This is a genomic window from Methanobrevibacter sp. (assembly GCF_045116495.1).
In the GTDB taxonomy this organism is placed as follows: Archaea; Methanobacteriota; Methanobacteria; order Methanobacteriales; family Methanobacteriaceae; genus Methanocatella.
This window is the reverse complement of record NZ_JBGULU010000031.1, coordinates 1-13,564: the sequence shown is the minus strand read 5'-3', so window position 1 is coordinate 13,564 and position 13,564 is coordinate 1. Positions and strand designations below refer to the sequence as shown.

Below are 13,564 nucleotides of genomic sequence, written 5' to 3'. Positions count from 1 at the left end.
GGATCTGACGGTTTATTGCTGATGTCACTGTTTAACAGGAATCTGTCAAATCCGTATTCATCCAGAATAGCTATTGCATCTTCCTTTTCCATCTTTTGAGGCTGCACTGTCAGGCCAAGCATGCAGTCACTGGTTATTGCATCTTCCACAACTGCTGGGTTGATGTGGTCAATCACGGCTTGCCTTTCATCCAGATGGTCGGGCAATATTTCCAGAATCCTGTTCAAAACTTCTTTTTTGTTCTTTCTTGGAGTATGGATAATCACTTTTGATTTTGTTTCATCAGCAATGTCCAGCTGTTTTTTGAAAATGCTGATTTCAGCATCTGTCAAATCTTCAAGGCCTATTTCACCAATGGCAACAATCTGGTTGTTTTCAATCCATCTGTACATGTTTTCATAGATTGACTGGGGATTATCAATTGTATTTGCCGGATGAATTCCCAACGCTACTTTTAAATCGAGTCCATATTCTTTTGCTCTTTTAGTATCATATTCTAAAATTCTGTTTAAATGATTTAAAAGCACAGTTTCATTATCTATTTTATATGGGTAAAAACTGCATGTTACAGCTGTTTTTATTCCTGCCAAATACATTTTTTCAAAATCTTCACTGCTTCTTGAATCTGCATGCATATGTGTGTCAATCATTTTATCCCCTGTTATTCTTTTTAAAGTCATTTTTGTTGCTTTTATTTAAAAAAAATATCTGAAATATTCATTGAATTTATATCTTTTGGAAGTGCTATTTGATGATTTTGTTCATTTGGGGAGATTTTATATTTTTGAGTAATAAAAATAAGGGTAGAAGTAATACTACATAGGTGTTTCACATGTTTAGAAATGACGAATATATAGAAAATTTTGATACCATATTTGAAGACGTGAAATTCGTTGCAAATTCCTTTGTGAGATTGAAAATTCTGGCCAGCTTATTTAAAAGACCACAAAACATGCGGGAAATGACTGAAAACACTGCATTAAGTTACAGTTCCATATCCGGCAATATGCATGATTTGGAACTTAAAAACATGGTCTACAGGGAACAGAATAAGTATTTTCTAACCAATTCTGCACGGGTTAAAATTGAAAATGTCCTGGAACTTAACAGAATCGTTTTTCTATTGAATGAGTTTTTCAACATATTGGACGGCCATATTGTCGACAGTATTCCTAACGAATCTGTAGCCGAACTGTATTTGCTTGGAAAAGCAAATCTAATGGAATCCAGTGGTGTTGATGCATATAGGACTTACAATCTCATAGAAAATTCCCTTTCTCAGGCGGAATCTGTAAAATGCGTCATGCCCTTCTTTTATGAACCATTTTTTGATATTTTATCAGAGCTGATTTCCCAAGAAAAAGATGTTGAAATATTGGTTCCGGCAAATCTTTTGGAGAGGTTCAAGCAAAGAACAAATATTGAAAATATGGTTCCGTTCAGGGAATATAATTCTTTTTTATTCATTGCCACTAATGATGTGATGATTTTGGGATTATTTTTTGAAAATGGTAAGTTTGATCAAAACAGGTTATTGACCTCAAAAAATGAGTATTGCCTTGAATGGGCTAATAACTTATTTGAGGAATTTAAAAAGGAAAATAAATGAGTTTAATACTCATTTATAATATTTTTCCAAATATTCTTCTAATTCGGAAATTGCTATTCTTTCTTGCTCTTCGGTGTCTCTGTCTCTTACTGTTACCTGGTTGTCTTCAAGAGTGTCGAAGTCAACTGTTACTGCAAGCGGAATACCAATTTCATCTGCTCTTGCATATCTTTTACCGATAGTTCCTGTTGCGTCATATTCAACGGTAAATCCTGCCATTCTTATTTTTTCAGTAAGCTCTTGAGCTATTTCACGAGGCCCTTCTTTGTTGACAAGAGGGAAAATTCCAAGCTGGACAGGAGCTATTGACTTGTTGAATTTGAAGTAGTCCTTTTCATCGGTTTCAGTAAATGAATGTAATAGAACTGAGTATGTTATACGGTCAATACCAAATGAAGGTTCAATTACATGGGGAATAATGTTTTCTCCGGTAATTTCTTCTTCAATGTCTTCAAAGATAAGCAAGTCCTCTGTAACTTCATAAACTTTATCCAATTCAACAGTAAATTTACCGTCTTTTTCCAGTGCAGCTTTAATTTCATCAATGTCTGCTTCTTCAATGGCTTGTTTAACTTTAGGAGAGTCTCCTTTAAATATTGGTCCGAATTTGGATAAATTAGGTTTTACAATGGTTTTTTCGACTTTTTTAGGTTCATCGTATTCCATAAATACATTTAACTCATCGTTACTGTATTTGGAATGTGATGTTAAGTCATAATCTCCTCTGTCTGCAATTCCGATAATTTCAACCCAACCGTATTTGTCGGTTTTGACTTCAACGTCCCAGCAATCAAGTGCATAATGGGCCATTTCTCCAGCCAGGTGTTGTCTGAATCTTAAAACATCTTCAGGAATTCCAATTTCAGTTAAAAATTTACGTGCCAGGTATAACTGGTAAATTAACATTTCATTGGCCACAATGCCTTTGTCAAGTGCTTCACGGGCTGTGATTTCCAATGGTTCCAAATCATTTTCCTGAACTTCCTGTGAATTTAAGCGCAATACCACATCTTCTATCTGTGAAAATTTAGGATGTGTTTTATCTTTAGGATCTAAAAAGATTTCAGCTTCTGCCTGTGTGAATTCTCTAAGTCTGATAACTCCCTGTCTTGGTGAAATCTCATTTCTGTATGCTTTTCCAAGTTGTACTGCTCCAAATGGGAGTTTTCCTCTGAAAAATCTTTCCAATCTTTTAAATAAAATGAATATTCCCTGTGCGGTTTCAGGTCTCATGTACCCTACTTTATCTCCTTTTGCACCGATTTCGGTTTTAAACATTAAATTGTAATTCCAGATGTTTGACAGGTCTCCTCCACATTCCGGACATTTGATGTTGTTGTCAATGACGATTTGGTCGAGCTCTTCATTTTCTAAACTTTCCACATCTTCACCGATGACTTCTTCGATAATGTGATCTGCTCTGAAAACTTCTCCACAGCTTTCACATTTACACATAGGGTCGGTAAAGTTGTCAACATGTCCTGATGCTTTTAAAACTTCTTTAGGCATTACAGTAGGACCTTCTATTTCATAGAATCCTTCACCAGAAACATATTGTTTTCTCCATTTTTGCATGATGTTATTTTTTAGGCTTGCTCCAAGGGGTCCGTAATCTGTAAAACCGGATACTCCGGAGTAAATCTCAAAAGATGGCCATAAAAATCCTCTTTTTGCACTAATATTTGACATTTTGTCGTGATTCATAAATATTATCTCCAATTATTTTTTTAATTCGTAATCTAATTTAACTCTACTGCTTTCAGGTCTGGTCTGACCCATATATTTACTGTTTCTACTTGGGTGTCCGTAAGGTATCTCGGAAGGTGATGTCATGGTTTCAAAAACAATTTGACATACTCTTTGACCTGGATAAAGTGCAACTGGCATTGCGCCGATGTTGGATATTTCTAATGTGATTTTGCCTTCAAATCCAGGGTCAATGAAACCGGCAGTAACGTGCATTGTAACCCCCAGTCTGCCCATACTTGAACGCCCTTCAACTCTTGCAACCAGGTCAGCAGGTAATTTTACATACTCTAATGTAGTTGCTAAGGCAAATTCATTAGGGTGGATTATAAATGCTTCACCTTCTTTAACGGTAGTTGATTCCATGTATGAAGAGAGGTCTTCTTCATCTTTAGGATCAATAAATGGTTTTCTAATAATTTTAAATACTTTAAATTCATCTCCCAATCTCATATCAACAGAAGATGGTTGTATTTGCTGTTCATCTTTTAGGGGGTCAATGGATATTTTGCCCTCGTCCAAATATTTCTTTATATCTTTATCGCTTAAAATCGCCATTTTTTCACACAAGTAATTTTATAATCATTATAATTCTTTAATTTCAATTAAATCGTCTATTCTATTAACTACATTGTCGATGGTTTCATCAGTGTAGTTTATGGTAATTGCATTGAATTTGCAGGTATTTACGCAAAGACCACAACCTTTGCAGATATTGCGGTCTATAGTTATTTTATTATTTTTGAAGCTAATCGCATTGAACATGCAAACGTCATCCAAACATTTTTTGCATTTCTTGCAGTTTTCCTCATGAAGTTCAACACTAACTCCATCAAGTTTCTCTAATTTTTCGCTAATTTCATCATCCAGATTAGGATAAACTTTCCACAGGCAACAGCATGGGCAGCAATGACAAATTGTTAAAAGACCTTTTCCTGGATGTACATTCATCCAGACAGTATCAATTTTATTTCTCCCGATAATGTGACTTAAACCGGCTGCATCTGCCCTGTCAACTTGAGCCAAAGCTTCTACCACGGTTGATTTTTTACCGATGTGATTTGGAATTTTTGCAGCTGTCGGTCCAAGGAAAATACATCCGATATCCTGTGGATAATCTTTACAGTTATTTGAGGTTCTGCAAAGGCAGGAATTCATAATAACTATGTCGTCACTGCGTTTAATCACTTCTTTGATTATTTCTGTAGGTAAGAATTCAGAACCTTCAGATTCGATTTTTGCATTGATGTTAATGGTATTCGGGATAACGAGAATCTCATCATCTTTAAATAACGTAAAATCTATTATCTTTTTATATGTTTTTGATTTTTTAGTAAATTCAGCTATTCTAAATCTCCAGTTGAATATGTACTTTAGAATAAATCTGCTGAAATCTACAATTCTTGGCCTTCTCATTGTTCACCCATTTTGTTTTTTAATCGTCTTAATATACCTTTAAAGGTATGTGCTTCTCGTCCGGTTATGAATGCTCTTGAAATAATGTTATTGAATGTTTTAAGACCATTTCGTTTCTTATGTTCTGGAATATCCAAATAATCGATTAACTCTTTCATGTCTTTGACCAGATATTCCTTCTCCAATTCTGTACTTTCATTAATTCCTTCAACGCCGTAATCATGCTTATTTTTGAATAGTTCGTAGAATATTATTGCGGCTGCATGTGATATGTTCATTATCGGATAAGTCGGATCCGTTGGAATAGAAACACAAATGTCACAATCGCCTATTTCCTTATTTGTAAGCCCATCACCTTCTCTTCCGAATAAAATTGCAATTTTATTTGAAACATTCATTGATTTACCAAGTTCCTCAGGTCTTATGGGAATTCTTGATAAGTTGTAGCTTCCCCCTGCCATTCCTGTCGAAGCAACTTTAAAGTCAATTCTTTGGGATTGATAGAAATCATCAAGTGTAGGAAATATTTTAGCGCTTTCAACTATGTATTTTCCGTGTGTGGCCTGATAGTATGCTTCATTTGTTAATGTTGGGGGGTTAATTAATACTAAATTTTTCAATCCGAAGTTTGCCATTGTCCTTGCAAGAAAACCAATATTTCCGGGAGTTTCGCACTCCACAAAAACAATGTAAATATTCTCTTTAAACAGACGGATTTCCTTTTCTTCCTGTTCTCTAACAAGTTTTGCTCTGGCACTGCCTCTTGATTGCTTTGTGGATTTAGCTTTTTTTGTTGAAGTTGATTTTTTCTCGGGTTTGCTTTCTTTTTCACTATCAGGTGAGTTCATGGTTGCAGTTTCTACAACTTTTTCTTCACTTACAGCAGCATCTCCTCCTATTTTAATCAACTCCTAATTAAATTTATTCATAAGCTTTATCTAACAATTCTAATAGGTGCATGCATTTAATGTCTTCACAGCCTATGGAATCCAAACCGTCCTGCAGGTTTAACTGACAGAATGGGCAGATTGTAACTACTGCATCAGCACCTGTATCTTTAATCATATTTGCTTTTGATTGGGATAATTCCATTGCAATTTCCGGTTTTCCGGATTTGATTCCTCCACCGGCTCCACAGCATTGGCAAGGATACAGCATCTCTTTGAATTCAATGCCCGGAATCTTTTCAATAATGTCTCTTGGTGCATCTTTAATGCCCTGTCCTCTGCCTAAATGGCACGGGTCATGATAAGTAACGGTCATATCAACTTCTTTTAATTTACTTTCATCGAGTTTATCAACTAAAAACTCACTAATGTCCATTACATGTAATTTTGAACCAAATTCAGGGTGGTTGTTTTTCAATGTAGCTCCACAGCCTGAACAAATTGTAATGACTGTATCATAATCTTTAAAGACTTCTTTATTTTTATCAACAAGGTCTTGGACAATATCGACTTGCCCGGTTCTTAAAAGGGGAGAACCGCAGCAAACCTGGCCTTCCGGAATATCAATATCAATTCCGTTCTCTTTTAGGATTTTAACTAATTTATGTCCAATTTCAGGGAATTTATAATCAACCATACATCCTGTAAAGAAAGCTATTTTTGAACCGGTATAATTTTCAGCTTCTTCGATAAAGGTTGGTTTGTCAGTTTTAACTGATCTTCCGCTTTCTAAAATATTTTCTTTAAATGCAACATGCTCTGGAAGAGGTCCTGAACCGTTGGCAACGGCTATAGCTCTCATTTTTTCAATAGCATCACCAAATGTATTGATGTTTTTAGGACACACTGCTAAACATTTGCCGCAGCTGGTACATTTATACAATCCTTCATCCAGTGCTTCCTTAAGCCTGTCAAAGTTATCCCTAGGGTCGGTTTCAAATTTGTCAATGTATCTCATTAAATATGGTCCGCCAAACTCTTCAGTTGCAATATTCACAACGGGGCAAGTTGACAAACAGGAATAGCATTCAATACAGCTCCTGACCTTTTTTGTGTCTTTTGTATCTTCTTTAGTGATGCTTGTATCAAGTTCATCACATTTGTGGTCACATTGAAGGGACAATTGCAAATCTTTAACTTTGGCTTCGATACTTGATTTGTCAACAATTAAGTCTTTAATGACCGGAAAATTAAGAGGTTCGATAATGGCTCCGTCTTTTATTTCTTTTTGACATGCGAGAGCTCCATTTCCTTTAAATAAAATTCCACAAGACCCGCATTGGCCTGCCCTACAGGAACTTCTAAAACTGATGTCTGCATCATATTTGTCGTTAATTGCTTGCAATGCATCAAGAACTTTCATATGTGGAGTTTGCTCAATCTCGTAGCACTCTAAATGAGGTTCTGTGTCAGTTTCAGGGTTAAATCTTGAAACATATACTTTTATCATCATTCCCCTCCATAATTAATATAAAGCTTATAAAACATTATAATATATTATTTGTATCATAACAAATATATTATACTTACTATTTTTGAAAGACTAATTCAAGTTTTTAATTTTTTGAAATTATTTTGCAAAAATTTATCCTGTTTTAAATCAAACAATAAGAGTATGTCAAACATTAGTTGGTTTAAATTTGAAGATAAGGATTTGGATTTTCCATTCTATAAGAAAAATCCCCATATTCCGAAATGGGGATGGATTGTTTTGTTCATTGCTATGATTTTGGGATTGATTCTTTCAATCTCTTCTCAGATTCATATTACAGCTCTGTCTTGTGTTGTTATTATTGTCCCGGTTTTATATTTTCTGAAATGGGATTATAAAGCAATATTTCAAAAGCTTTCTCTTAGAGATATTGCTCTGGCATTGGCTCTTTTTGTAGGATATATTATTTATGCAGAGCTAATGAGTGCATTAATAGGATTTTTTGGAATATCCGGAGGGACTCTTGTTGATTCAAGTACAATAACAATCATGTCTGTTTTTTCATTAATATTTTCATTAATGACTGAAGAATTTGTTAAATTTATCCCGTTCATGTTCTTTATGCGGTTAATTTATAAATATAGTGATAATCGTAAATTATCTGTAATATTGTCCATGTTTATAGTCATGATATTTTTTGCAAGTATGCATGCGTATAATTGGAATATGTTTTTGTTTGCAATTTGTATACAGGGTTTCGGTTCAATATTTGAATTTATTGGATATATTAAAACTAAAAATATTCTAGTTTCATATATATCTCATTTATGTACTGACTTTTTAGCTTTTGGGCTTGTACTCATTGGATTATAACTTTTTTTAATGGGGATTGTCTAAAAATGGAGAATCCCTTAATTATTCATATATCATGTGTGAGTTAACTATTTCTAAAACTACATTTATTTATATGTTAAAGATTAATAGTATAATGTATTAATCTAATTATTTTTGAGGAAAATATATGAATTTAAAAGAATTAGTCACAGGAGTGTCTGGTGATAAACAATTTTTACTAGGTAATGAAGCTGCTGTAAGAGGCATTATAGAAGCCGGCGTTTCTATTGCAGCAACATATCCAGGAACTCCTTCATCTGAAATTGGAAATGTGTTATCAGTTTTGGCGAAAGATGCCAATATTTATTTTGAATTTTCAACCAATGAAAAAGTAGCGATGGAGGTTGCGGCAACAGCAGCCGCCTCAGGTCTAAGGTCATTCACCTTCATGAAACATGTGGGTATGAATGTGGCTGCAGATTCATTTATGACTACTGCATATTCAGGTGTTAATGGTGGAATGGTTATATTATCAGCTGACGATCCATCATTGTTTTCATCTCAAAACGAACAGGACACCCGTAATTATGCAAGAATAGCTAATGTACCTATATTGGAACCGTCTAACTGTCAGGAAGTTAAAGACATGGTCAAATATGCATTTGATTTGTCTGAACAATTCAATATTCCTGTAATTGTAAGGACAACAACTCGTGTATCTCATATGAGAGGTGTCGTTGAGTTCGGAGATGTTAAAGACAATTCCACAAACAACGAAAACCACTGGATGAGGGGACACTTTAAAAAAGACCCTTCAAAATATGTTCCTGTTCCTGCCTTTGCGGGAGATATGCATGTAAGGCTATGGGATAAAATCCACAAAATTGAAGATGTAGCCAATAAAAGTGAATACAACAGTGAAATTGACTTCAGTGATGATAAAAAATATGGTTTAATCGCTTCAAGCAGTGCATACAACTATGCACATGATGTTGTTAAATTCAACAGTTTGGACATTAACATTTTGAAATTAGGATTTTCCTATCCGTTCCCGCAAGATAAAGTAGCCGAATTTTTAAAAGATGCGGATGAAGTGTTCATTGTTGAGGAAGTTGATCCAATCATCGAAAGAGATGTCTTGGCCACTATCGGTGCCAAAAACTTAAATGTTACTGTTCACGGTAAACTGGATGGAACTTTCCCTCTTTATCATGAATTCAATTCTGATGTGGTTGCAGAAGGTTTAAATAAAGTATTAAACTTCAACGAAGATAAAACTATGTCATTCACATCAAGTCTGGAACAACTGAAAGAAGATATTCCATCAAGAGCACCCGTATTATGTGCGGGATGTCCTCACAGGGCAATGTATTATGGAATAAACAAGGCAATTGAAGAGCTGGGCTTAAAAACCTCAGATGTGATATTTGCATCAGATATAGGATGTTACACATTAGGAATCAATCCGCCTTACAACTGTGCAGATTATCTGTTGTCAATGGGTTCCAGTGTGGGGGACGGTTGCGGATTTTCAGTTTCAACAGACCAAAAAGTAGCAAGCTTCATTGGAGATTCAACATTTTTCCACAGCGGTATTTCACCATTGATAAATGCGGTTCACAACAAGCATAACTTTGTTTTGACAGTATTGGATAACAGGATTACTGCAATGACCGGAGGTCAGCCAAACCCAGGTATTCCAATTGACGGAATGGGAGATGAAGCTCCTGAGGTATCCATTCGTAAACTGGCGGCCGCATGTGGATGTGATTATGTACGTGTCATAAATCCATTTAATTTGGATCAGGTTGTAAAGACCTATGTCGAAGCATTCCAAAGAGATGATACTGCAGTAATTGTTTCAAAAGCTCCTTGTACATTAATTAAAGGATTAACCAAAAAGCCACCAGTTAATTTTGTTGAAAGTAACTGTAATAATTGTGATAAATGTGTAAGTGAGCTGGCTTGTCCGGCCATTTCAAAAATCGATGGAAAAATCACTATTGATAAGGCACAATGCGACGGATGTAATGTATGTATACAGGTTTGTAAATATGGAGCACTAGAGGCAGGTAGGTGAGAAAATGGATAATCATTATAGTATTTATATTTGTGGTGTAGGAGGTCAAGGAATCATTAAAACCTCTACAATTATTGGTGAAGCTGCAATGAATCAAGGTTTGGACGTTGTAATGAGTGAAATTCATGGTATGTCTCAAAGAGGAGGGTCAGTATCAACAGAGCTAAAAATCGGAGGATACAATTCTTCAATCATTCCAAATCAGGGTGCAGACATGTTGCTTGCCTTTGAACCTATCGAAACAATAAGAGGGCTTGATAAAGTAAACGCTGAAACTAAGATAGTTTACAATACTCATCCGATTATTCCGTCTTCAACTGATAAACCGTATCCGAATGTGGATAACATAACTAAAGTTTTAAAGGAAAACTTCAAGCATGTTCTTCCAATCAACGGAACTGAATTAGCTATTGAAGCAGGAAGCGTTTTAGCTTTGAATATGGTTCTTTTAGGTGCTGTGACTGCAGACGATAATTTTCCATTAACTAAGGAATCAGTAATCGACGCAATGAAAAATAATTTAAAACCTAAATTCCATGAAATGAATTTAAAAGCTATTGAAAGTGGATATGATTCAATCAAAGGTTAAATTTTAAATAGTATCTTTAATATATTTTAAAATAGATAAAAGAGTTGTGGTATTATGGCTTATAAAATTGACAATGCGATTGTAAAAAAGGATGTAGCAGGTAATTTAACATTAATTGATCCGGATAATGTTTTTGAAGATGAAGATGCATTTATAGCTGTTAAAAGTGATGATTTAATTACTATTCAACTTTTAATTAATGGAATTATGAAAAATGATTTTAAAAGTTGGAGAGAATTAGGTGTAATTCCTGAAACAGAACCACTTAAAAGTCTTTTTGTTCGTTTAGGTTATTCAAAAGAAGATATAGCTAATTTATTACAAGACTTATAGCTATTTTCTTTTACTCTTTTTTTTATCCATATTTTTTTCTTTTAATTCAGCACTATTTTTTTCAAGCATATAATAATTCGAATCAAAAATCAGAGATTATTGTTTAAAAAATAGCTTTAAAATGTTTAAAAATAAAAATAAGTTGTAGAAAAGAAGTTAATCTTTTCTATAAATTTTTAATGTCTTCTTCATCTAAAATTTTAATATCACTGTCTTTTAAAGCATCGATAGCTTTTTCCATGTTTTCTAATCTCATAACTACAATAGCTTCGTCAGTTTTACTGCTTACAAATGCATAAAGATATTCTAAATTAATGCCTTTTTCATCGAATACTGCTAAAGTAGAGTTTAATCCATTAGGTTCATCAGGAACGGCTAAAATGATAACTTCGTTTTCTTTAACAATGAAACCGTCTTTTTCAAGGGCTTCAATTGCCTTTTCATTGTCTGAAACAATTAATCTTAAAATTCCGTATTTTGTGGTATCTGCTATTGAAAGGGCGCGAATGTTAATGTTTGATTTACCTAATGTATCAATAGCTTTTTTTATTCTTCCTTCTTTGTTTTCTACGAAAATTGATATTTGTTTTACTGCCATATTATCACCTAGTCAAAATTCCTCTCATCAATTACACGAACAGCTTTACCTTCACTTCTTGGAAGGGTTTCAGGTTCACAGATTGTCACATCCACTCTAAGTCCGGTTTCGGATCTGATAGATGCTTGGATTTGTTTTTCCACTTTTTCCATTTCTTTCATTTCATCAAAGAACAGTTCTTTGGATGCTTCTACTTTTACTTCTACTTCATCTAGAATGTCCGGTCTGGTTACATGAATCATGTAGTTAGGACTAATTCCTTTGATTTTGAGCAATGCCTTTTCAATTTGTGATGGGAATACCATAACACCTTTGATTTTTAACATGTCATCGCTTCTGCCGGTGATTCTTGTCATTCTTACGGTTGTTCTTCCACATTCACATTTTTCAGCTATAAGTGAAGTCAAATCTTTTGTTCTAAATCTTAAAATAGGCATTCCTGTTTTGGTAAGGGAAGTTAGTACCAGTTCACCTTTTTTCCCATAGTCTAAGGTTTCACCGGTTTCTGGATTGATTAGTTCTGGATAGAACTGATCATCCTGTATGTGCATTCCGTTTTGGTATTCACATTCCTGTGCAACACCAGGACCCATGACTTCTGTTAAACCGTAGATGTTGAAGGTTTTGATTCCAAGGGATGTTTCAATTCTTTTTCTCATCTCATCGGTCCACATTTCAGCTCCATGGATTCCTGCTTTTAAATTTATATCATCAAGGGAAATTCCTGCTTTTTCTCTAGATTCTCCAAGATACATTGCATAGGAAGGAGTGCATGTTAGGATGTCACTTTGAAAGTCAACCATAGTATCAAGTTGTCTTTGTGTGTTTCCAGCTGAAATCGGAATAGTTATTGCTCCCATTTTATTTCCACCGTGGTGAATACCGAATCCCCCAGTAAACAAACCATATCCGTAGGCATTCTGGATGATGTATTCTTTTTCTGCACCTGCCATTTTAAGTCCACGTGCAATACATTCTCCCCAAATGTCCAAATCGTTTTGGGTATATGCAGTAACGGTTGGTTTTCCTGTAGTTCCTGAAGATGCGTGTACCTCTACAATTTCTTCACGGGGAACAGCAAGTAATCCTAATGGATAAGCTTCTCTTAAATCGCTTTTAGTTGTAAATGGAATTTTTTCAATGTCTTTCAATGTCTTAATGTCTTCCGGTTTCAAACCAATTTCATCGAATCGTTTTTTGTAAAACTCGACATTTTCATATGCTAACTTTACAGTTTCCTGCAGTCTTTCAAGTTGTATTTTTTCTTTTTCTTCTTTTTCCATGCATTCCGCTTTTTCATTCCAAAACATGATATCCCTATTTTAATAATTTATCTTAACATCTATAATTATAATGTTTCATTAATATAAAACTTTGTTGTATTGTTTAATTTTCAGGTTTCTATTTTGATTTGTTTTTAACATTCTAAAATAAATATTGTTTTAATCACGTTATTTTACAAATAAACATCAATATTTACTTTATTTTTTCAATAAACTATTTATAATTCTTAAATTATATTTTTACTAGGTGATAGTTATGAATTCTAAAATTAAAAAAGGTAGAGTAAAATTTAATGATGCAAATTATGAAGAGGCTTTGAATTATTTTAATCAGGTATCTGAAGATGATGAGGACTATACATATGTTATTATTTTTAAAATTACCTGTCTGATGGAATTGGAAAGATATGACAAAGCACTGTTTTTGATTGAATCATTGCTAAGGGAAGACCCCGAAGATGAATTGCTGCTTTATGAAAAAATCAGATGCCACATCGCATTGGGCGAAAACGATGAAGCTTTATCTACTTTAAAAATCTTCGAAAATCTCATATCCGTTGACGATAAAAGAATGCTTCTTTGTGTTTCTAAATTTTATAAGCTTTTGGGTGATTATGAAAATGCATTGAAGTATTGTAATGGGGCTTTAAAAATCGATGGTAATTTTGAAGATGCTGTCAGGGAAAAATCATTGATT

General features: G+C 34.2%; 14 protein-coding genes. 6 read left to right on the top strand and 8 right to left on the bottom strand.

Annotated features, from left to right (window positions below; genetic code table 11):
* Positions 1 to 650: TatD family hydrolase (locus ACJMLH_RS01430; RefSeq protein ID WP_405274155.1), on the bottom strand; the 650-nt coding region annotated here is incomplete at its 3' end.
* Between the two features lie 182 nt (positions 651 to 832).
* On the opposite strand from ACJMLH_RS01430, the gene ACJMLH_RS01425 reads away from it, so the two are divergent.
* The gene (locus ACJMLH_RS01425) at positions 833 to 1,609 is read left to right on the top strand and encodes a helix-turn-helix transcriptional regulator (RefSeq protein WP_405274154.1); all 777 of its coding nucleotides are present in this window, start codon (positions 833 to 835) and stop codon (positions 1,607 to 1,609) included.
* A 9-nt stretch (positions 1,610 to 1,618) separates the two neighbouring features.
* On the opposite strand, the gene glyS is transcribed toward ACJMLH_RS01425, so the two are convergent.
* Genes glyS through tfrB form a run of 5 tightly spaced genes read right to left on the bottom strand, consistent with a single transcriptional unit; the run spans position 1,619 to position 7,168 of the window.
* On the bottom strand, positions 1,619 to 3,313 hold the full coding sequence (gene glyS / locus ACJMLH_RS01420) for a glycine--tRNA ligase (RefSeq protein WP_405274153.1): 1,695 nt from the start codon (positions 3,311 to 3,313) through the stop codon (positions 1,619 to 1,621).
* 15 nt (positions 3,314 to 3,328) lie between these two features.
* Positions 3,329 to 3,913, bottom strand: a complete 585-nt coding sequence (gene dcd, locus ACJMLH_RS01415) for a dCTP deaminase (RefSeq protein WP_405274152.1) — start codon at positions 3,911 to 3,913, stop codon at positions 3,329 to 3,331.
* 27 nt (positions 3,914 to 3,940) lie between these two features.
* On the bottom strand, positions 3,941 to 4,771 hold the full coding sequence (locus ACJMLH_RS01410) for a DUF362 domain-containing protein (protein WP_405274151.1): 831 nt from the start codon (positions 4,769 to 4,771) through the stop codon (positions 3,941 to 3,943).
* Positions 4,768 to 5,679, bottom strand: a complete 912-nt coding sequence (locus ACJMLH_RS01405) for a TrmJ/YjtD family RNA methyltransferase (protein WP_405274150.1) — start codon at positions 5,677 to 5,679, stop codon at positions 4,768 to 4,770. The genes ACJMLH_RS01410 and ACJMLH_RS01405 overlap by 4 nt, the downstream gene beginning before the upstream one ends.
* Before the next feature lie 13 nt (positions 5,680 to 5,692).
* Positions 5,693 to 7,168, bottom strand: a complete 1,476-nt coding sequence (gene tfrB, locus ACJMLH_RS01400) for a fumarate reductase (CoM/CoB) subunit TfrB (RefSeq protein WP_405274149.1) — start codon at positions 7,166 to 7,168, stop codon at positions 5,693 to 5,695.
* A gap of 165 nt (positions 7,169 to 7,333) precedes the next feature.
* Here tfrB and ACJMLH_RS01395 point away from each other — a divergent pair, with 165 nt between their 5' ends.
* The 4 genes from ACJMLH_RS01395 (at position 7,334) to ACJMLH_RS01380 (ending at position 10,986) form a co-directional block, all read left to right on the top strand.
* On the top strand, positions 7,334 to 8,023 hold the full coding sequence (locus tag ACJMLH_RS01395; RefSeq protein WP_405274148.1) for a hypothetical protein: 690 nt from the start codon (positions 7,334 to 7,336) through the stop codon (positions 8,021 to 8,023).
* A 148-nt stretch (positions 8,024 to 8,171) separates the two neighbouring features.
* Entirely contained in the window at positions 8,172 to 10,064 is a 1,893-nt protein-coding gene (gene iorA, locus ACJMLH_RS01390) for an indolepyruvate ferredoxin oxidoreductase subunit alpha (RefSeq protein WP_405274147.1), read from the top strand.
* A 4-nt stretch (positions 10,065 to 10,068) separates the two neighbouring features.
* Positions 10,069 to 10,653, top strand: a complete 585-nt coding sequence (locus ACJMLH_RS01385; protein WP_405274146.1) for an indolepyruvate oxidoreductase subunit beta — start codon at positions 10,069 to 10,071, stop codon at positions 10,651 to 10,653.
* 54 nt (positions 10,654 to 10,707) lie between these two features.
* Positions 10,708 to 10,986 (top strand): hypothetical protein, encoded by a 279-nt coding sequence (locus ACJMLH_RS01380; protein ID WP_405274145.1) that lies wholly within the window; start codon positions 10,708 to 10,710, stop codon positions 10,984 to 10,986.
* Between the two features lie 166 nt (positions 10,987 to 11,152).
* Here the strand turns inward: ACJMLH_RS01380 and ACJMLH_RS01375 are convergent, their stop codons facing one another.
* Both ACJMLH_RS01375 and ACJMLH_RS01370 read right to left on the bottom strand, forming a co-directional pair.
* A complete protein-coding gene (locus ACJMLH_RS01375; protein WP_405274144.1) occupies positions 11,153 to 11,584 on the bottom strand; it encodes an amino acid-binding protein in 432 nt (143 codons plus the stop codon).
* An 8-nt stretch (positions 11,585 to 11,592) separates the two neighbouring features.
* Positions 11,593 to 12,894: a phenylacetate--CoA ligase family protein gene (locus ACJMLH_RS01370; RefSeq protein ID WP_405274143.1), complete on the bottom strand. Its 1,302-nt coding sequence runs from the start codon at positions 12,892 to 12,894 to the stop codon at positions 11,593 to 11,595.
* 229 nt (positions 12,895 to 13,123) lie between these two features.
* Here ACJMLH_RS01370 and ACJMLH_RS01365 point away from each other — a divergent pair.
* Positions 13,124 to 13,564 (top strand): tetratricopeptide repeat protein (locus ACJMLH_RS01365; RefSeq protein ID WP_405274142.1); only part of this gene is annotated, 441 nt, incomplete at its 3' end.